The sequence below is a fragment of the Clostridiaceae bacterium HFYG-1003 genome, assembly GCA_024579835.1.
In the GTDB taxonomy this organism is placed as follows: Bacteria; Bacillota; Clostridia; order Clostridiales; family Clostridiaceae; genus JG1575.
The window spans coordinates 1,415,381-1,435,328 of sequence record CP102060.1; the positions used below are offsets into that span (position 1 = coordinate 1,415,381).

Annotated in this window: 16 protein-coding genes; 8 read left to right on the forward strand and 8 right to left on the reverse strand. The window is 47.4% G+C overall.

Going from position 1 to position 19,948, the window contains the following annotated elements:
- Positions 1-232: 232 nt before the first annotated feature.
- Positions 233-661, forward strand: coding sequence for a hypothetical protein (locus NQU17_06410; GenBank protein ID UUM13185.1), 429 nt, complete (start codon positions 233-235; stop codon positions 659-661).
- Positions 662-686: 25 nt separating this feature from the next.
- On the opposite strand, the gene rpsA is transcribed toward NQU17_06410, so the two are convergent.
- From rpsA to NQU17_06430, 4 genes are all read right to left on the reverse strand, one after another.
- Positions 687-2,147, reverse strand: coding sequence for a 30S ribosomal protein S1 (rpsA, locus tag NQU17_06415; protein UUM13186.1), 1,461 nt, complete (start codon positions 2,145-2,147; stop codon positions 687-689).
- A gap of 101 nt (positions 2,148-2,248) precedes the next feature.
- Positions 2,249-2,686, reverse strand: coding sequence for a CBS domain-containing protein (locus tag NQU17_06420; protein UUM13187.1), 438 nt, complete (start codon positions 2,684-2,686; stop codon positions 2,249-2,251).
- Between the two features lie 70 nt (positions 2,687-2,756).
- Positions 2,757-3,677: an exonuclease domain-containing protein gene (locus NQU17_06425; protein ID UUM13188.1), complete on the reverse strand. Its 921-nt coding sequence runs from the start codon at positions 3,675-3,677 to the stop codon at positions 2,757-2,759.
- 440 nt (positions 3,678-4,117) lie between these two features.
- Positions 4,118-4,786 (reverse strand): hypothetical protein, encoded by a 669-nt coding sequence (locus NQU17_06430; GenBank protein ID UUM13189.1) that lies wholly within the window; start codon positions 4,784-4,786, stop codon positions 4,118-4,120.
- A gap of 178 nt (positions 4,787-4,964) precedes the next feature.
- Between NQU17_06430 and NQU17_06435 the strand changes: the two genes are divergently transcribed.
- Positions 4,965-5,207, forward strand: a complete 243-nt coding sequence (locus tag NQU17_06435) for a hypothetical protein (protein ID UUM13190.1) — start codon at positions 4,965-4,967, stop codon at positions 5,205-5,207.
- A 342-nt stretch (positions 5,208-5,549) separates the two neighbouring features.
- On the opposite strand, the gene NQU17_06440 is transcribed toward NQU17_06435, so the two are convergent.
- Together NQU17_06440 and NQU17_06445 are read right to left on the reverse strand one after the other, a co-directional pair.
- A complete protein-coding gene (locus NQU17_06440; GenBank protein UUM13191.1) occupies positions 5,550-6,251 on the reverse strand; it encodes a YuzB family protein in 702 nt (233 codons plus the stop codon).
- Positions 6,232-8,337, reverse strand: coding sequence for an RNA degradosome polyphosphate kinase (locus tag NQU17_06445; protein UUM13192.1), 2,106 nt, complete (start codon positions 8,335-8,337; stop codon positions 6,232-6,234). The genes NQU17_06440 and NQU17_06445 overlap by 20 nt, the downstream gene beginning before the upstream one ends.
- A 440-nt stretch (positions 8,338-8,777) precedes the next feature.
- Here NQU17_06445 and NQU17_06450 point away from each other — a divergent pair, with 440 nt between their 5' ends.
- The gene (locus tag NQU17_06450; protein ID UUM13193.1) at positions 8,778-10,307 is read left to right on the forward strand and encodes a Ppx/GppA family phosphatase; all 1,530 of its coding nucleotides are present in this window, start codon (positions 8,778-8,780) and stop codon (positions 10,305-10,307) included.
- A gap of 35 nt (positions 10,308-10,342) precedes the next feature.
- Here NQU17_06450 and NQU17_06455 read toward each other — a convergent pair whose 3' ends face one another.
- A complete protein-coding gene (locus NQU17_06455; protein ID UUM13194.1) occupies positions 10,343-12,106 on the reverse strand; it encodes a phosphate--AMP phosphotransferase in 1,764 nt (587 codons plus the stop codon).
- A 208-nt stretch (positions 12,107-12,314) separates the two neighbouring features.
- Here NQU17_06455 and NQU17_06460 point away from each other — a divergent pair, with 208 nt between their 5' ends.
- The gene (locus NQU17_06460) at positions 12,315-12,812 is read left to right on the forward strand and encodes a cytidine/deoxycytidylate deaminase family protein (protein UUM13195.1); all 498 of its coding nucleotides are present in this window, start codon (positions 12,315-12,317) and stop codon (positions 12,810-12,812) included.
- Between the two features lie 394 nt (positions 12,813-13,206).
- Positions 13,207-14,217 (forward strand): aspartate--ammonia ligase, encoded by a 1,011-nt coding sequence (gene asnA, locus NQU17_06465; GenBank protein UUM13476.1) that lies wholly within the window; start codon positions 13,207-13,209, stop codon positions 14,215-14,217.
- Between the two features lie 98 nt (positions 14,218-14,315).
- On the opposite strand, the gene NQU17_06470 is transcribed toward asnA, so the two are convergent.
- The gene (locus NQU17_06470; GenBank protein ID UUM13196.1) at positions 14,316-15,476 is read right to left on the reverse strand and encodes a 50S ribosome-binding GTPase; all 1,161 of its coding nucleotides are present in this window, start codon (positions 15,474-15,476) and stop codon (positions 14,316-14,318) included.
- 217 nt (positions 15,477-15,693) lie between these two features.
- On the opposite strand from NQU17_06470, the gene NQU17_06475 reads away from it, so the two are divergent.
- From NQU17_06475 to NQU17_06485, 3 genes are all read left to right on the forward strand, one after another.
- Positions 15,694-16,686, forward strand: a complete 993-nt coding sequence (locus tag NQU17_06475; GenBank protein ID UUM13197.1) for an IS5 family transposase — start codon at positions 15,694-15,696, stop codon at positions 16,684-16,686.
- A 203-nt stretch (positions 16,687-16,889) separates the two neighbouring features.
- On the forward strand, positions 16,890-17,795 hold the full coding sequence (locus tag NQU17_06480) for a hypothetical protein (protein UUM13198.1): 906 nt from the start codon (positions 16,890-16,892) through the stop codon (positions 17,793-17,795).
- 286 nt (positions 17,796-18,081) lie between these two features.
- The gene (locus tag NQU17_06485) at positions 18,082-19,497 is read left to right on the forward strand and encodes a sodium:alanine symporter family protein (GenBank protein UUM13199.1); all 1,416 of its coding nucleotides are present in this window, start codon (positions 18,082-18,084) and stop codon (positions 19,495-19,497) included.
- Positions 19,498-19,948 lie beyond the last annotated feature (451 nt).

The window sequence follows — 19,948 nt, forward strand, 5'->3', positions numbered from 1 at the left end:
TGTTATCAAAAATGTTTCAACTGAGATTAAATTCATGATCAATCCGGTCAGGCTGACAGATCCAACATTTCTTGTTTATTACTCTAATAATCTGCTTCAGTAGTGCTGCGTCATGAATACATCACTGCTGCATAAAACCCAGTTAATCATTTTGGTTTCATCCGGATTTCATTTTGCACTGCTAAAATGATCCAAAATGAACGGCATCGATGCCATTTTCAGGAGGTGTCAAATGGAGCTTCTGGGCGAAATCATTCTGGGAATTTTGCTGGAAGTGTTTCTCGGAACGATTAAGAGCAAGCAGGCACCAAGACGGCTTCGCGTCCTGTTGCTGTCCCTTTTGATCCTACCGCTGTCCGCCCTGTTCTTTCATCTGGGTTTTGCCCTGATCGATACCAGACCGAACCTGTTTGGATATCTCCTGACGACACTGGCAGGAGTTTCCCTGGTTGGATGGGCCGTCGGGGTCCACTGGATTGCGCGAACAAAGACTGCAGGAATCCCCTCCGCATCCACGGTACCGCTTCTGTGGGCCAGCAATGATCCAATAACTGTCCCTGCTGAACTCCCGCAGCCAGGGCCTGATGATTCAAACGATCCTGAACGCATTCCTGAGGCTTCCCCTCCGACACAGTTCCATGAACAGCAAAAGAAGCGGTGAATCACCGCTTCTTCATTATTTTAATTTAGTTTTCGTCGTCTCCGAAGTTCATCTTCTCTTTCAGATCGCCGAACAGATCTCCCAGTGTCAGATTGTCTGCGGAATCATGATAGCCTCTGTCGACCTGACGTTTTTCAGCAAAGCTGCCACGGTTGGAGGAGGATCTCTGCGGACGTTCTCTTCTCTGTCTTGGTTCTCTTTCTTTGCGCTCGCCCATGTTTTCGAAACGTTCACGGCGGGCAGGACGCTCTCCTCTGGAGAATTCTCTTTCAAGGCTGCCTTCTCTCATCGTCAGGGACATCTTCTTGGTTGAAGTATTGAAATCCTTCACCCGTACGGAGATTTCCTGTCCCTTCTGGACGACATCTTCAACCTTCTCTACCTGGCCTTCAGCCAGCTCGGAGATGTGCAGATATCCTTCCAGTCCGGGTTCCAGTTCAACGAACGCTCCGGATTTGATGATGTTCATAACTTTTCCAGGGTAGGATTCGCCGACCTGGTACTTTTCAATGTTGTTCCATGGATCGGACTCGGAAGTCTTCATGGACAGGCTGATCTTTCCAGTGGTCGGATTGATTTCACGAACGATTACTTTGACCTGATCGCCTTCGTTGACAATGTCCGAAGGATGCTTGATCCGTCCCCATGACAGGTCAGAGATATGAGCGAGGCCTTCGATGCCGCCAATATCGATGAATGCACCGTAGTTCATGAGCTTGGTGACAGTACCGTCAACCATTGCTCCTTTTTCAAGAGTCTTCAGCGTTTCTTCACGCTTAACAGCTTTTTCAGCACGATCCAGTTCTTTTCTGGATACGACGGCTCTCTTCTTGGCGCGATCGAACTCGATGACTTTGACTTCCATTTCCTTGCCTGCCAGTACGGAGAGGTCAGGAATGTAGGAATCAGAAGATAAGGACGCGGGCATGAATCCCTGAAGTCCCATTACTTCAACACGAAGTCCACCCTTAACGGCTTCTTTGACTTTCGCCATAACAGAAGTTCCTTCGGCCATTGCGCGTTCAATATTCTGAACAGACGCATCAGCTTCAGCTCTTCTCTTGGACAAAAGGACATTGCCTTCTCCGTCATTGACTTTCATGACGGAAACCTTGATTTCATCGCCTTCCTTGATGAGCTCGGTAAGATCTGCATCCGGATTGTTGATGAATTCATTCTTAGGAACAATGCCGTCGGACATGTAATTTATGTTGACGAACACATTGTCAGGGGTAACTTTGATGACCTTTCCGTTCAGAACCTGACCGGGCTTGATGGTCATTGTTGACATCTCGGCCATACCCTGTTCCATTGACATTTCAGCTTCCTCAGCTTCTTCGACAGGCTCAGCGGCAACTTCTGCTGCAACCTCTTCCTGCACTTCGTTGGTGGTTTCTTCTACTGCGGTTTCAGCAGCGACGGTTTCTTCCACCGGACTCTGGGAAGTCAAAATCTCTTCCTGAGTGTTCTTGTTTTCGTTTTCCATTCTACTATTCCCTCCTGGGCCATCCGCACTTTACGGGTAGCCGAAAATCTTGTTATTTATCTTTCGATAAATAAAGCTGAAGAGATTCCTCAGCATTTTTATTAAAGAGCCCTTACGGACTTATTAATCTTGGACTTGTCAATCATGGACTTGTAACAGTACTCAATAATATCTGCTCGCTTAACGATGCCAATATATATCCCTTCATCATCAACCACCGGCACAAAATTCTGCGTCATGGCAAGGTTGACAATGTCTTCAATCGTCTCATCCACTTTCACGCTTTTATGAACCGTTCGACGGGGGATCTGTTCGACAGAATAGCGGGCAACCGTATTGAATGAGTGGTCGGGGCGAGACTTTATGACTCGAAGAATATCCCCTTCCGTCATCGTACCGATATACTTTCCCTGATCATCAATGACCGGAATTGCGGTCAGCCTGTGATGGTCCATGCGCTCCAGTACCTGCTGCAGTGTAGCGTCCATCGATTCAAAGACTGTCTCACGCTTCGGCGTGAGAAAAAACATGATGTTCATTTACATCTCCTGTACATTGGTACTAATAGTGTATCACGAAATCGGGTGGAGTAGGAATTTTTTTTATTTTTTATTGCCTGTAATTTCGATTGCGGTTCGCCTGTCGCTGACCAATAATGGCACGGAAGAAATCCTGGGGAACCTTTTTAATTTTTTTGAAAAACTTCCGATAGCCCAGCATGTTTTCCTTAACCGATATATCTTCAATGAAGGAACTCATGCATGCCTCACAATGATACATCGAACGAATTCGGCCATGTTCATTAGCCATTGAAATATCATACACAATATGACCTTCGCATAAGGGGCAGATTGTAGTGATTTCCTCATCCGGAACATCTCTTACCTGAATATCCGTAATGAAGATCGAATCAGAGGTAAACAATACCCGGGTGTTCTTCAGGCCATCCAGCCTGCCATAACGCTCAAGAACCGCTCGGAGAACCCGGGCAGTGGACAGGGCATCATAATAACCGTCGTGAAGTCTGGTATCATCGACTTCAATTGAAAATTCTTCCATAACGCTTTTCAGACTGGGGGTTGGATTCCCTCCCAATTTCTGTCCGATCCAGGCCTGCAAATCCAGATAACGCTGGCCAAGCACAGTGATCGGAGTCTGGTGCATGTGGCAGTTTCGAATAATTTCGTATATGTCCGAAACACCCCAGGTTACAATCACAGTATTTTTGCAGAATCGATCCAATTTGCTGATCGCCTCAGGATATCGGATACCTTCATCCATCATGGCCTGAGTAACTCCAGTCATTTGGCTGATCAGCGGGTTCAAGTTCTTATAAAATGTGTTTTTTATAACCAGATTGAGACCTTCCCCTTCCGTCAGGTTTTCCTTCAGCCGGACTGCCCCGATCTGAATGATCTCATTGGGATAAAGCCTTCGTTTTCCGGTATCTTCCCGATTCAGGTACTGCTTCATGTTCTGGTAAACACCCTGCATATTATTAAATTCCAGGTCGATGACGACATAATCCATAACGATCTTAGCAAACCATCCTTCGTTGGTATAGGCCGGTTATTCCGGCTGATGCAGCTGGTGCCTCATCTGAGTCCTTGATTCAGGCAGCCAATGACATAAGGAAACAATGTTCCGTGTGAATCCGTTCATAAGAAAGTATGAAAGATCATCTGTTCGGAGGGCTGCCCCTCCGGTCTGAAACCCGGCTGTAAAAAAACTTGAAATTCCAAAACGATAACCACAATCCCTAAAGTCACCGGAATCAATTATATCATAAGAGAACGAAGTTTCGGCAACATCCTAGGGATGGCGCAGTTATTCCTATACTGTTTCATGATTCATTCATTTTTTACGATCCAGAGCAAGTTGACATTAAAAAGGTCCGTCACCGACTGGGACGGACTGAATGTTCTGTGCGATATATCAGACTGATTACCCATCGCCTTGTTTGAAAGGTCTCAGGAATGGTAATCCGGTATTTTAACCTTTTTCAGCTGAATCTGACCATTCATCAGAGAGCCCAAAATGCAATGTGCAGCCAGGTCAGCATCATCGTCGGTATGGGAAACCTGCTCCGAAACCAGATTGATCCAAGGTCTGAGCGTGCAATAGTCAAACCGCCTGAGTTCTTTCTCATTCTCCGAATTCAACTCACTGGAAGCACTCAACGGAAGCAGCAGAAAATTAGGCCACTGTGGGTGGATATGCTTCAGATTGGGAAGAAATCGATCGGAATTCCCTTCCCGCCTCACAAATCCACCATGCAAAGCAAGGCCGAGTTCATCCAGATACAGACTTTCAAATTCAGTCATTAGAAATATGTTTTCCGGGATTTGTTCTTTATTTTTTGCTAACACGTCAGAAACCTTCGATCCCACCGGACTAATAATCCGGACTTGTGGTATTTGTGCCAGTTTATCCCGAAACAAAGCTCTAACCCGATCCGTTAATTGATCCGGATCGATTTTTTCAGCAACCAGAAACAACAGATCTGCATCCCACTCTTTCACAAGCTGAATTAAATAATCCAGCTCATACTCCAGTCTTAAAACCGTGTTTTCCTCACTGACACTCAGTGTTCCCGGGTCATCCGGCATCAAATTTCCGCTTTGTACAAAACGAATCATTCTTTCATCTCCACTTTTTTTTCATCGTAACAGGTTATCCGGACAACTGTTATCCGAAATTCGCCAGAGGACAATCGGAAAATAATAAAGAAATATCAACATTTATTAAAACCCTCTTCACATCCTTCTACTACACTAAGATTATCAATTCAAATCCATCCAAATAGGAGGGTCCCTCATGATCATCTACAAGAAGATTTTTGACACGCTCGAAGAAGCCAACAGCCATGCCCGTAACCTTCCCGCTGACTGTCAGGACACCAAAAATCTGGTATCAGTCCAAAAGTTCCGTGAAGGCCATGATGAAAAGTACCGGGTCCTGGTCAAGAGAATGGAACATAATGATGAGGCGAAAGAACAAGTGACCTGCGGATTGGAACCTATTTTTGAAGACCTGACAAAAGAACCGGAAACACCCTGATTTGTAAATCCTGAGTCAGTCGATTGCACCGCTTCTTAGCGCATGTAAATCCTGATCCTTCTCATCCACTTCTACTGCTCCCCGAAAGTTAACACAAACAAAAATAGCCAATGTCTGTTTTCCCAAATCAGACGTTGGCTATTCATTCCTGTTCATATCTCTTCAGGCAGATCTGAATCGGATCCTCGACAAATGATCCGGCTTAGAGCTGTACGGCTCATTGATTCGGACACTCCGATTGTTCAGGCTGTCAGTCCAAACAGCTCTGTTCCTGACTAAGCCGGATCTGAATCCATGCAAAAGGCAATCCTATTCAAGTTGAGACCTACACCCGGATCGATCCTAATCTGGTTCTTCTTCCGACGGAAGCAGATTGGGCACACTGAATGTCATGACCGAAGCCTTTTCCCGGACTTTGGCTTCTTCTTTCTCATTTAATTTATCTTCCTCTGTTTTTTTCGTCTTAACCACCTCGTAGGTGGAAGACTGTTGACCGAATGAGCCGAAATGAACTGAAATCTTCATATGGTCCATCGAAAACGTCTCGTTCGGAACTGTCAGAACAATCTCATTTCCTTCGATTTTCGCCTGAACCGGTTCATCCGATTGTTTCGAATTACGTCCAGTCGTCTGAGTCTCATGCTCTTCCCCATCCGCTTTGTTCTGTTGTTCCTTCGAGTCTTTGCCGGACTTCTTCTTTTCTTCCTTTTCAGCCTTGCGATCTTCCTTGGCTTCTTTGGCGTCTTTGGCCACTTTGGCCTCTTTGGCTTCCTTCATTTCTTTCTTGGTCTGCTTCATGGCTTCTTCATTCAGAAATTCCAGTTTATCTTTTTTCTTCAGGTACTTTCTGATCTCTTTCAACAAACCATAGGCATCCTTTGCCTGAACATCCTTGCCGTCAATTTTCGCAACCAGCTTTTTATCGCAATCATCGCATTGACCGATGCAACCCTTGATTTCTATTTTCACATTACGTAGATTGCGCTCCAGAAACTTGGCGGATTTTTCTACATCCTTGGTATGTTTACATAGACTGATCTTCATCCTGAACACCTTCTTTATTTAATTTCTTTTTGAATTTTTCAAATCGCTTGCGCGAAAGTTCAATAAATGCTTCCTGAGAGTTGAATGGTTGGCCTTTGGGTTCGACCCTGCGATAAGTACCGTCTGATAACAGGATTCTAGATTTGGCTGTGTCCGACATGGTTATGGAAAGTAGTTCCCTGAGCTTTTCCTTGCATTTTTTGTCCTCTACCGGGATGAGCAGTTCAATTCGCTTGTTGAGATTGCGCTCCATCCAGTCAGCACTGGAGATATAATAATTATCTTTTCCATTATCGTAAAAATAGAAAATACGTGAGTGTTCAAGAAATCGACCCACGAGGCTCCTCACTCTGATATTCTCAGACAGTCCCTTGACATTGGGACGAAGGCAGCAGATTCCACGGACAATGAGGTCAATCTCTACGCCATCTCGTGATGCCTTGTATAGCTCCTGGATAATCTCCTTGTCCACCAGAGAATTCATTTTGGCAATAATTCGAGCTTTTTTCCCCTGACGGGCATGGCGTGCTTCGTTTCGTATGAGCTCGCTAAAGCGTTCTCTCATATAATCCGGAGCCATGGACACTTTATTCAAGGTCTTTATCAGCGTCTGCCCTGACAGACGATTGAACATGTTCGAGATATCCTCTCCGAGTTCCTGTCGAATCGTCAGAAGTCCAATGTCGGTGTACAGACGTGCTGTCACATCATTGTAATTCCCCGTTCCCAGATGGACATAACGCTGAATTTTGTTGTTCTCCCGCCGAATGATCAGAAGAGCCTTGCAGTGAGTCTTTAATCCAACAATGCCGTAGATCACGTGGCAGCCTGCTTTCTCCAGCCGCAGTGCCCAGTTGATATTGTTTTCTTCATCAAAACGGGCTTTCAATTCCACCAGTACGGTAACCTGTTTTCCGTTCTCCGCAGCTTCAGCCAGGGCCTCTACGATCGGAGAATTTCCTGACACCCGGTACAGCGTCATCTTGATTGCCAGAACATTCGGGTCCTTTGCCGATGTTCGAACCAGCTGAATGACTGAATCAAAGCTTTCATAGGGATGATGAATCAAAATATCCTGCTTGGCAATGGCTTTAAAGATATCCTGAGCCAAGGTGATTTCAGGAACTGGCATGGACTGGATTGATTCAAACTTCAAACCCTCATGGCCTGGCAGATTCGCGATTTTTGAAAGAAAAGTCAGATCCAGGGGGCCATCCAGCCGAAAGACATTGGACATCTCAATTTCAAACCGGTCAATCAGCATATTCAGCAGATCATCCGAAATCGTGTGTTCCACTTCAAGCTTCAGCACCCTGCCCCATTTTCTTTGCTTTAACGTTTCCTTAATCACCATCAAGAGATCCTGAGCATCATCTTCGTCATATTCCAGATCCGCATTCCTTGTGACCTTGTAGCAGACAAGATCCTGAATCTGATATGCGTCGAAAAGATTCGACAAATGAAGCTTGATAATATCCTCCAGTAATATGAACTGTCTGGCTTTGCCTCCGGGGATCCGATAGAACCGGTCAAGCACCGATGGAACCTGAACCGTTCCCAAAAAGGCGCGGCCCTCAGAATCCAGCAGATGCAAGGCGATATTGAGGGTATTGTTCATAATCAGTGGGAAGGGCCGGGATGAATCAATGACCATTGGAGTCAACACTGGAAAAATGCTGTCCTCATAAAGCTGGTTCAAATAGCTGAGTTGCTCCGGCTTGAGTTCCTCACGGTGCAGAATCCGAAACTGAACGCTGCGGGCAGCTGGAATCAGCTCCTCATTGAATGTCTTATAAAGATCGGCCAGCAGCTTTCGGGTTCGGTCATCGATGGCACGGGTCTGTTCCTTCGGCGTGAGACCGGATGGATCCGTTTTTTTCAGTCCGGCGGCGATTTGATCCGACAAAGAGCCATATCGAATCATATAGAATTCTTCCAGATTCGAAGTGACAATGGACGCGAATTTCAAGCGTTCAAACAACGGATTGCTCAGATCTCTCGCTTCTTCCAAAACCCTCTGGTTAAATTCCATAAAGGAAAGTTCACGGTTGATGTAGTTTTCATGAGTCAGAATAATTTCTTCCATTAGCTCCCCTTCCTTTGCTGGTTAGCAGGAACCATCCTGACTCCTGCATTAGTATCATTTTATCATTATGGTTTGAATGGATTGTTAATTTTGGGTTAATACCTCAGAATCTCACGAATATTATCAAAACTTCTGTGAGCATCAGGATTTCCAAAGAGAAAGTTACTTGGATCCATTCCAAATCTGTTTTTTCTCGGTCTTCAAATTTTATCTCTATCTCAATTACAGTCTCGGTCTCAGTCTCAGTCTCAGTCTCTGCTCATTTATCCCAGGATCTGACCGCTGACGCAGAGGGGCTTTCCGATTGATTGGAACATGATGGTGCTTTTCCTCTGCGCCATCCATCCAGGCCAATTTGCCAGTCAATGTTTTACCCGTTTCTCGTATGCCATCCCTTCTGTAAAATGGTACTATAGTAATCAGAGAGGATGTGGAGAACCATGAAATTAGGGATCATCGATATTGGATCCAACTCCATCCGACTGGTCATTCTGGATATTCAGGGGACGTCATATCGGATCACGGATCAAATCAAGCACTCTGCCCGTCTGGGGCAGGACATGTCAGCAGATGGCTACCTGGATCAGAAGCGAATGGATTATGCAATTCAGGTGTTGGCACATTTTGCGATAACGATGCATACCAAGGGAGTACGGGAAGTTCTTTGCGTGGCAACGGAAGCGGTGCGGCGTGCCAAGAATCAGAATCAGTTCCTCACCCGGGCTCGCAAAGCCCTGGGTACAGAAGTCCGAATCCTGTCAGGTCTGGAGGAGGCGTATTATGATTACCTTGGCTGTGTCAACACACTTGATATTAAGCACGCTCTGGCTTTCGATATCGGAGGTTCCTCAACCGAGCTGATCCTGATCAGGAATCGGCTGCTGGTCGAGTCAGTCAGCCTTCGGCTGGGGTCCATCCCCCTGATGGAGATGTTCGATCTGTCCGCCAAGGCTACTGATCAGCAGATCGAACGGTTGAAAGTCTTTTTGATTGATCAGTTCAAGATGCTGCCCTGGCTGTCTCAGGCAAAAGGCCTGCCTCTGATCGGCATCGGCGGCTCCGTACGAACTACCGGAAAAATAGATCGGCTGCGCAAGAGTCAGGGTGAGTTCATCGCTCATAATTACTCCCTGGATCGCAATGATCTGCATGAGATTGCAAGCCTGGTCGTCAACTGGAAGAATCACTCCGGTCAAAGACCTCGCGGCCTGCCCCGGGACCGTGATGACATTTATACCGGATCGCTGATCCTGATCGAAACTCTGGCCGATTATCTGGGAAGCGAAAAACTGTTTGTTTCTGGAGCCGGTGTCCGGGATGGAATCCTGTTTGAATACCTTCTGGGCAACCGAAAGTTTGTCCCTGATGTTTTGGAGTTCTCCCTGCGCAATATCATTCAGAATCATATGTCTGAGGATTATGATGGTGAAGACCTCTGGCAGATCACAGAGCCGCTCTTCGATCAACTGTCTTCCCTTGAGCCGGAGATTCGCCACATGAAGAAAGTCATGAAGACCACGACGTTCCTGCATGATATCGGGAAGAACATCAATTTTTTCCAGCGAGACCGCAACACGTTCTACAGCATCCTGAATGCGCCGATACACGGTCTGTCTCAAAAACAGATCCTGTTAGCGGCCTGCAGCGCCACTTCCGGTTCCTCGGATGACATCCTGAAGGAATACCTGGGAAAAAGATTGCTGACCCAGCGAGATATTCGGGTGATCCGCAAACTGGGCTTGATCCTGAAGCTGGCGAAGGCCATCTCATACGCCTCGGCCTCAAACCCGGCCCCACTGGAGATGAATCTGACCAAGTCGAAGCTGGAGATTTATCTCCCCGATCAGATTACCATCCAGTTTGCCAGAGAAGATTTTTCCTTTCACAGCCATGAATTCCGAAGTTCTTTCGGCGTCGCCCTGGATTTCTTCCAGAAAAAGAATCCACTGCAAAAAAACGCAGGCCATTGAACGGCCTGCGTTTTTGATTTCATGTCGATTCGAGTCTATTTCTTTTTCCGTCCGATGGAATCTTTCATGTCAATGTTATCCAGCCGCTGATCACAGGCCTTAATGATTTCCTTCAGGATTTTGATTCTGGCATATTTCTTGGAGTTCGCTTCGACAATATACCAGGGGGCTTCCGGCTGACTGGTTTTTTCGATCAGGTCATTGACCGCTTCGGTATATTTGTCCCATTTATCCCGATTACGCCAGTCTTCATCGGTAATCTTCCAGGACTTTGCCGGATTATTCTGCCTTGCTTCAAAGCGGGCCAGCTGGGTATTCTTATCAATGTGAAGGAAGAATTTGAGTACGATGGCACCATAGTTGGTCAGGATTTTTTCAAAATGATTGATTTCGTTGTAAGCCCTGGACCATTCCAAGTCAGTGGCATACCCTTCGATCCGTTCCACCATAACTCGCCCATACCAGCTTCTGTCCCAGATCCAGATATGACCGGCCCGGGGGAATTTCGCCGCGAAGCGCCAGAGGTAATGATGGTTCTTCTCCAGATCATTGGGGGCTGCTGTAGTATGAACCGTATAGTTGGTTGGATCCAGCTCGGCGAGAATCCGGTGAATCGCCCCACCCTTGCCTGCTGCATCCCAGCCTTCAAAGACCAGCACCAGCGGAATTCGTTTCAGATACAGGGCATGCTGAACCTCCCGCATCTGTTTCTGCAGCACCTTCAGCTGGTCAGAATATTCCGTTGCCGTCAAATCCAGGGACAGATCCACTTGCTGGAGCGGACCTTCGGTCTGACCGGTGAAATCCCCGTCGCGATCCATGGGCTGAACCGGCTGCCTGGCTTCTACTTCCTTCAACCGTTTATCCAGCAGTTCTATCACCTTTTTCATGACGATTATCGTACTTTCTGACTTTTTGGTGTATTCGACTATATACCACGGCGCGTAAGGTTCATCCGTGAGTTTCATGATTTTTTCCATTTCACGCACATAGACTTCGTTATTATCTTTGTCAAACTCCTGCGCCTTCCACGTGGTCAGGGGCGACTCCATCATTTTTCGAATGTTGTCTTTCTGCTTTTCCGGATCTATTTTTATCTTGAACTTGATAATGACGTATCCATCGTCTGCCAGTCCTTTTTCGAACGCTTTGATTTCATTGATCAGGATTTCCGGATTTTTATAATGAGATGAATCCCCCAAGCGATTTTTATAGTAATTGTACATGGAGTACCAGCTCCGGTAGTAGATGTTAAACGTCTGATAATCGGGAAGCGTTTCAAGATACCGGGTCAGGAATGGTTTCTTCAGATCCTCCTCCGAGGGCGGTCTGGTTTCGATAAAATGCGTGTGCCGGGCATCCAGCCCCAAGAGAAGCTCGTTCGTAATCCGCCCCTTGCCCGAGGCATAGGCCCCCTCCAGGATGATCATGACCGGTACCTTCAATTCCATCAGCCGGCGCTGCAAATAAGCCAGATGTTCGGCCAGGGTATCCTCATCATTGACTTCAAGAATTTCATGGATTTCCGCAGGAAATTCAGATTCGATTTTTTCCTCGGGCGATATGATAAACATATCGGATTTCACTTCCCGGGCTGATTCCGTTTCCTTGCCCGTTGGACGGTCCAGGGCCAGTTCGGTTTGGAATCGCTCATCGGTGTTCAGTTCATCCCCATTGAGTTCATTGGGATCAATGGCCTGGGGAACAGTCTGGCTGATCAATTTCCTGGTTTCTTTTCTATTTTCATCGCTCTTTAGCTTATTCTTCTTCTTCTTGTCCTCGGATTCTTTTTTTCCCATGGTTTCACCTTCCTGATATTTCATTGGTTTGACAAGAGATTCTCACCCGAATTATTTTGAGACAGCCCTTTATTAGCTACATTCTAGCAAAAAGCGGAAGAACATACGGTCATTTTTCGTTATTTTTAAAGTCTGGTTACAACTTCCGGCTGGCTGAAGTCCCTTGTCTTCATGATATAATGAGAAAAATATCAGAGGATGTGATTCCATGCAACCGAGTTATGAATATGTGAAAAGCACCAAAGAACTGAAGGAACGCCAGGACTGGCCTCATTATTTCATGAATCTGGCCCGTCTCGCGGCAGAACGCTCTACCTGCGACCGGGCAAATGTGGGCGCAATCATCGTGAATAAGGAAAACCGCATCGTCGCCACAGGCTACAACGGTTCAGTCGGTCGCAAGACACCGCACTGTTCGGAAGTCGGTCACGCCATGCGGGACGGTCACTGCATCGCCACCCAGCACGCGGAACTAAACTGCATTTCCTATTGTGCCAAGGAAGGAATTCCGGTTCGAGACTGCACCATCTATGTCACCCACTTCCCCTGTCTGAACTGTACCAAAGCCATTATCCAGTCTGGCATTACAAAAATCTATTATAAAGTAGGTTACCGCATGGATGATTTTGCCTTGCACCTTCTTGACATCAACGGCATTCTTTATGAACAGGTCCTGGCCGGAGAGGAAGGTCTGGAATCTGAATAAATATTAAATTCGCATTTTTTTGATGTATACATATACATGATCTTGACATATATATTCAACTTTTCTATAATTCAACCAACAGCAAAGAAGGGAAGCTTCTTTCCATAAGGTATGAGTCGAAAGCGAGCCGGTGATGGTGAAAGTCCGGCGACCAGGATACCGGAAAGTTGTAACAGCCCGGAGCTTCAAGGGTGAACTCAGTAACCCCTGACGGATGGATCACCGTTATCAAAGATCAGGATATGTCAGTATCCGACAAGAGAGTCAATTTGACTAATCAGGGTGGTACCGCGGAAGCAGCCTTTCGTCCCTGTTCATGATGCATGAGCAGAGACGAAAGGCTGTTTTGATTGTCTCTGGAGTTAGAATGAACCGACCTCACCAGACGAAAAAAATGGAGGAATCAACCATGGAACGTTATGAACCAAAGATGACCGTCAAAGAGACACAGCAAGCCATCAAAAAAATCAAAGTGTATTTCGAGCACGAACTGGCCGCCCGCATGAACCTGACTCGGGTATCCGCTCCCATGTTTGTCATGGAGCAGACCGGGCTCAATGACAATCTGAACGGAGTGGAGCGTCCGGTCGCATTTTCAGCCCGCCACATGGAAGAGGCCGGCAAGATTGAAATCGTCCATTCCCTGGCCAAGTGGAAACGCATGGCTCTCAAAAAGTATGATTTTTCCTTTGGAGAAGGTCTTTATACTAACATGAACGCCATTCGCCGGGATGAAGTGCTGGATGAAATCCATTCAATCTATGTCGACCAGTGGGATTTCGAAAAAATCATCTCTCCCTATGAGCGCTCCGTGGACTACCTCAAGCATCAGGTAGATATTATTTACTCCATCTTCCTGGATCTGGAAAAGAAGCTTCATGCCGATTATCCCCATCTGATTCCTCAGCTCCCGCCTGAAATTACCTATATCACCAGTCAGGAACTGCTGGATCTTTATCCCGGGCTGACGACCAAAGAACGGGAAAGAGCCTTCGTTCGGGAGAATAAGGCGATCTTCATTATCGGCATCGGGGCACCTTTGTCCAATGGTCTGCCCCACGACGGCCGCGCGCCGGATTATGATGACTGGAGCCTGAACGGCGATCTGATTTTCTACAACAGTATCCTGGATGATGCTCTGGAGTTGTCCTCCATGGGAATCCGGGTAGATCCGGACACTTTGACGCATCAGCTGATTGCCCGCGGAATGGAAGATCGGTCCCACCTGCCCTTCCATCAGGCGCTTCTGGCCGGAGAACTTCCCTTGACCTACGGCGGCGGCATTGGCCAGTCCCGGATCTGTCAGTTCCTGCTCCACAAGTATCATATCGGAGAAGTCCAGTGCAGCATCTGGCCCCAGGCCATGATCGATGAACTGGCCCAAAAGGGCATCGATTTGCTCTAGCGTTCACTCGATCGCTGAAATCGGCCTGTTTATCTCAAAGGGAGCCACCTGCCTGGGCAGAATGGCTCCCTTTAAGTTTTATCGAATGAACCAGTCAATCATTTCCTTGTTCGTTCCATGTACTTTCTCATCTCTGTCTCCACCAGATAGCGAATTTCTTCCGGCAGGACCCTCTCACCGGCGTACTCTCTCAGACTGACCTCGCGCAGCGCACTGATGTAGACCTTGGACATCGTCAGCGTAATGGCTGCAGCGGTAGATCCTGAAATCACTCCGGTAACCAGCGTTCCGGCCCCCGGTACCAGCTTCAGGAGGTTGGTGGTCAAAGTCCTGCCGGTCACCACTGCTCCCCCGATCCCGGCCATGGCACCCACCAGTGAGGTGAGCATAGCACGGTCGTAGGAGATTCCAAATATAGCCGTGATTTTGGCGATCATGGTCACCTGCGAGGTGGCGATAATCGGCGCATCGGCAAAAGGAATCGGAATAAATCCAACGGCAAAGGTCTCATAGACAAAGCGTCTCGCCCAGCGCGAGGCCAGTTCGGCCTTCTTATCGATGTCCACGCGCTGGGCGTTGATAAAAGCCCGCTGGGATTCATCAGGAATATTTCGAAAGGTGGTCAGCATCAACTCTTTCAGACCAAAGCTCGGAAGAGTATGCGGTCCGATGGAATAGTCTCTGGCAATGACCGGAATACAGGCTCGTATCTGCGGGCATTCCTGTTCAATGTATTCCTTCAGTTCCCTGGTTCCGGATTCCTCCAGCGCCTGAGTCAGAACCACGATGACCGGCAGCTGCAACGCCAGCGCGTTGATCCAAATTCTTTCGGTTTTTTCCAGCCGGCGCGACAGGCTGCTGATGCAAAACCAGACGCAGTGAATCTTCTCCTTCGGATCCGCTGCCAAATCTTTTTCTTTCAGCAGACCGACCACTTCATGCTGAACCATGCGCTGCGCTTCCTCAGACAGTTCCAGACCTTTGGTATCGTACAGCGTCAATGGTACGCCGGTTTTTGTTATTTTTAATAGATGCGGCGTCACCGGAGCTCCGATCCCGGTATCCGCCAGATTCTCACGAAAAATCTCGTTGATCAGAGTAGATTTCCCGACACCGGTTTTGCCAATGAGCATGATATTGACCGGCGGTATATCTGCCATTTCCTGATCGGTCCGGTTAAGAATTTCTCCTATCAAATCCACTCCCATGGTAAGATCCCTTACCGGAGATTTTCTTTTGCTGCGGCTGAAGATCGCCATATGCACTCACCTCACGTGTCCGTCTTGCTGTGGTACTTGTTTACTAACAGTATAGCAGGTCTCCCACGAAATCGTCTGGACCCATCCTCTCGGAATGGGCGTATAATGGAATCACCGATGAAACTTAGGGAAACGCTGATTAATTCTGTTTTCTGTAACTCTGAGGAACGCTCTCACGATATAATTTAAGTATTACGTTACCAGCGAGGTTTTTCTTATGAAGCAGCAGACTCTCAGTGATTTTGAATACGCACATCGCCGCAAGACTACAAAGAGAGAAGAGTTTCTTGATTCTATGGAAACTATCATTCCCTGGAAAGATTGGATCGAGATGATTCGCCCCTACTATCCTCAGGGAAAACGCGGCAGAAAGCCCATCGAAATTGAAACAATGCTTCGGATGTACCTGATGCAAAATTGGTTTAACCTCTCCGATGTTGCAATGGAAGACGCCATCTATGACAGTTATGCCATGCGCAAATTCATGCGGCTGGACTTCATCTCGCAGCAAGTGCCTGACGCAACCACGCTTCTTCACTTTCGCCATTTAATGGAAAGCCATCTCTTGGGGGAGAAGATCTTTCATGATGTCACCAGACGCTTGGAATCTGCCGGACTAATGATGCATGGCGGCACCATCGTGGATGCCACCATTATTGCAGCCCCCAGTTCTACCAAGAACCAGACGGGAGAACGAGACCCTGAGATGCACCAGACAAAGAAAGGCAATCAGTGGTACTTTGGGATGAAGGTTCATACCGGAGTTTGCGCCGGCAGTGGGTATGTCCATACAGTCACAGGGACTGCGGCCAATGTCCATGACATAAACGAGACACACAAACTGATTCGTCCCGATGATGAAGTAGCTTACGGAGATTCCGGCTATAATGGTGTCGAGTCAAGAAAAGAATTCACCGAGGATCCGCACTTATCTACTATTGAATTTCGCAGCAATGTTCGCCCTTCCAAGATCAAGACCAATAAGAACTATCCCGGGATCCAGTGGGACCGGGCAATTGAACAACGCAAATCATCCGTTCGAAGCAAAGTGGAGCACCCATTTTTGATCGTCAAACGGTTCTTTGGTTATGCCAAAGTAGTCTATCGGGGGATCAGCAAAAATTTGAATAGATTCAACATCTTGTTTGCCAGCGCCAATTTGTTGAATTGTATTCGTGCAAAACGAACGAAAGAATTCTGCATGGGATAAGTGCGCCCAAAATTAGGGGTTAGCCCACAAAATGGGCTCAAATCGCACTAAAATCCAGCATTTTTGTGCCCCCATGAGTAAAAAAACAACATAATGACCGAACTGGGAAACGTTAACCTCAAATAATCAGTGTTTCCTTAGATCATCTATGCCTATGAGATCAACGATCTCATAGGCCTCAGCAAAGGGAGGAGGAAAGAACCATGGGATCATCTAAATTGCGCTCAATCCGAACCTGGCTCATTCGAAACGGAAGGGCCCTTGATGTCGCTCGCTGGTATTACCACTTTGAGGACGGATCCGCTCAGGATGTACTGAAAGCTCTGGCGGCCTACCAAAATCCAGACGGTGGATTTGGACATGGTCTGGAACCTGATATTCGTTCTTCCGCTTCATCCCCCATTCAAACCTGGGCTGCAACCCAGATTTTGCAGGAAATCGGCTTGCCCGAAATGTCTGCACAAATGGTGGAACATCTGCTGGATTATCTGGAATCTACCCTGGCCGGTGATCGCTGGGCCGCAACGATGCCGGCAATGAATGACTTCCCACACGCCCCCTGGTGGCACTACAGTCCGGAGAACGAATTCTGGGGCTGGAATCCTACCGTCGAACTGGCAGCTTTCATTCTGGTGGCCGGATCGCATCGAACCAGCTTAGCTGAAAAGGCTGAAACTATTGTCAGGGTTGCCCTGAAACAGCTGATGGAAGCGGACTTTGTGCCCTCCCCCCATGAGCTTGCCAACTTTGCCAAAGCAACCGAAATGCTTTACGATACTCGAGGCGACCTTCTGTCCGCGGAAGTAGTGCAACGACTGCAACAGCTGATCCAGAGCACAGTAACCTCGGATCAGGCCATGTATCTGTCAGATGAATACATCACTACCCCCACCTTCTTTCTGAATTCACCCAGGAGTCTCTACTATCCCTCGATTCAATCAACGGCAGACTTCTTCACCACACACCTGGAAAACAACGTAACCGAGGAAGGTTACTGGAATATCAGCTGGACCTGGGGGGAAGAACCCGTTCACCCGGATTCCCTGAGAGACTGGAGAGGTTCGCTGATTCTGGAAAACATGATCTATCTTCAGAATTTCAAAAAATAAATTTGATACAACCTATTGACAAACCTTCTATTTCTCAGATTGATAAAATATTAATCATCAGTTTTTACTGGTTTTTGTTTTATTTTTGTCAATTTAATTCCTGTTCATAATTAAATTTCCATCGGAGAGTGGTTTTTATTACGAAACCACTCTTTTGCATCTTTTAGCCGCCCTCCATTCTGTTAGATTGGTAAACTTTTACAATGCGTTAATATCAAGCGTTATCAAGGGTAATTTTTGATTATAATTTAATTGTAAACATTTTATTTAATAGGAGGTAATTAGTTTGGACGCATTCATGAAACTGAACAGCGAGGTCAACGGTATAGTCTGGGGACCCCCCATGCTGATCTTACTGATTGGAGCAGGACTTATTCTCGTATTCGTTACTGGACTGGTCGTCTACCGCAGATTCGGCTTTGTCATGAAGAACACCTTTGGCAAGATGTTCGACAAAACCGCAGCTGCTGAAGGCGGAATCACCCCCTTCCAGGCCGTCTCAACCGCTCTGGCCGCTACTGTTGGAACCGGAAACATCGCCGGTGTCGCAACTGCCATTGCTTCCGGCGGACCCGGAGCAGTCTTCTGGATGTGGTTTGCCGCCATCATCGGTATGACCACAAAATTTGCTGAAGTAACCCTCTCGATTGCCTATCGTGAAAGAAACGAAGCAGGCGAATATTCCGGTGGACCGATGTACTACATCACCAACGGTCTCGGCATGAAGTGGCTCGCAACCATTTTCGCCATTTTCGGAGCCTTGGCTGCTTTCGGTATCGGATCCATGACGCAGGCAAACTCCATCGCAGCCGCGATGGAAAGCTCCTTCGGAATTCCCAAGCTGGCAATGGGTATCATCATCGCAGTTGCTGCGGGCGTTATTCTGATCGGTGGAATCAAGCGAATCGGTCAGTTTGCTGAAAAGATTGTTCCTTTCATGGCAGCTGCCTATATCCTCGGCGCTCTTGTCATCCTCGTCATCGAAGCAAAGCAGATCCCCGCAGCATTTGGCCTGATTTTCGGAAGAGCTTTCAGTCTTGAAGCTGCCGGCGGCGGACTCCTTGGATACACAGTGATGCAGGCCATGAGATTTGGTGTTGCCCGCGGTGTATTCACCAATGAAGCCGGTCTTGGCTCCGCTCCAATCGCCCACGCCGCTGCCACCACGGACCACCCGGTTCGCCAGGGCCTCTGGGGCGCATTCGAAGTTTTCGTTGACACCATCATGATCTGCTCCATGACCGCTCTGGTTATTCTGACCTCCGGCATGGCAGACAAAATTGACCCCAACACCGGCAAAGCTTTCACCGGCGCCGCTCTGACCACCCAGGCCTTCAACAGCGGCTTTACTGGCGGCGGCCTCATCGTTACCTTCGGAATCCTCCTGTTCGCCTTCACCACCATCGTTGGCTGGTGCTACTATGGTGAAAAGTGTATGGAATATCTGGTAGGCTCCAAGGCTATTATCCCCTACCGCATCGTCTTCGTTCTCAGCACCATCGTAGGAGCCATCGGCGCCCTGACAATCGTCTGGGATATTTCCGATACCCTCAATGGTCTAATGGCCATCCCGAACCTCATCGCCCTGATTGCTCTGTCTGGTGTCGTTGCTAAACTGGTTAAGGATTTCTTCAAGGATCCCAACCGCATCCGCACTTCACCCGCTGAATATGAAAGCGCGCTGAAACGCCCGAAAAAATAACGCATACTCTTCGGAAACCGGCCAATGGCCGGTTTCTTTTTATGCTTTGAATCCGATCCAAATCAATTGTATACTCTGATCTGATCTATCTACTAGGAAGCAAACCCCATTGTCCAGAAACCAATGTTACCTGAAATTAGGGATCAACATTGACTGATTTCATGACCGCCGACTGATCCGATCAAAATCAGGGGAAGAGATCCTGTTTCGTTATGGTGTTGATTCATTATTCGGGGCTTAATCAGATCAGGATAGATCGAGTTGCCACCAAGTAAAACATATGTGAAGCGATATTGATTGTTGATCTGAAGTACCGAGATATCTGAAATGACTGGATATCTGAAATGACTGGATATCTGAAATGACTGGATATCTGAACTGACTGGATATGCTCCTCCCCCTATAAAACAGGATCCCGGCTTGGAAACACCGGGATCCTGTTCTATCTATT

Coding starts and splice junctions, on each gene's coding strand:
- NQU17_06445 (UUM13192.1), bottom strand. CDS start 8,337: ATGGAAGAAATTATTCTGACTCATGAAAACTACATCAACCGTGAACTT.
- NQU17_06430 (UUM13189.1), bottom strand. CDS start 4,786: ATGATTCGTTTTGTACAAAGCGGAAATTTGATGCCGGATGACCCGGGA.
- asnA (UUM13476.1), top strand. CDS start 13,207: ATGGAGGAATCAACCATGGAACGTTATGAACCAAAGATGACCGTCAAA.
- rpsA (UUM13186.1), bottom strand. CDS start 2,147: ATGGAAAACGAAAACAAGAACACTCAGGAAGAGATTTTGACTTCCCAG.
- NQU17_06475 (UUM13197.1), top strand. CDS start 15,694: ATGAAGCAGCAGACTCTCAGTGATTTTGAATACGCACATCGCCGCAAG.
- NQU17_06460 (UUM13195.1), top strand. CDS start 12,315: ATGCAACCGAGTTATGAATATGTGAAAAGCACCAAAGAACTGAAGGAA.
- NQU17_06435 (UUM13190.1), top strand. CDS start 4,965: ATGATCATCTACAAGAAGATTTTTGACACGCTCGAAGAAGCCAACAGC.
- NQU17_06480 (UUM13198.1), top strand. CDS start 16,890: ATGGGATCATCTAAATTGCGCTCAATCCGAACCTGGCTCATTCGAAAC.
- NQU17_06425 (UUM13188.1), bottom strand. CDS start 3,677: ATGGATTATGTCGTCATCGACCTGGAATTTAATAATATGCAGGGTGTT.
- NQU17_06470 (UUM13196.1), bottom strand. CDS start 15,476: ATGGCGATCTTCAGCCGCAGCAAAAGAAAATCTCCGGTAAGGGATCTT.
- NQU17_06410 (UUM13185.1), top strand. CDS start 233: ATGGAGCTTCTGGGCGAAATCATTCTGGGAATTTTGCTGGAAGTGTTT.
- NQU17_06420 (UUM13187.1), bottom strand. CDS start 2,686: ATGAACATCATGTTTTTTCTCACGCCGAAGCGTGAGACAGTCTTTGAA.
- NQU17_06450 (UUM13193.1), top strand. CDS start 8,778: ATGAAATTAGGGATCATCGATATTGGATCCAACTCCATCCGACTGGTC.
- NQU17_06440 (UUM13191.1), bottom strand. CDS start 6,251: ATGAAGATCAGTCTATGTAAACATACCAAGGATGTAGAAAAATCCGCC.
- NQU17_06455 (UUM13194.1), bottom strand. CDS start 12,106: ATGGGAAAAAAAGAATCCGAGGACAAGAAGAAGAAGAATAAGCTAAAG.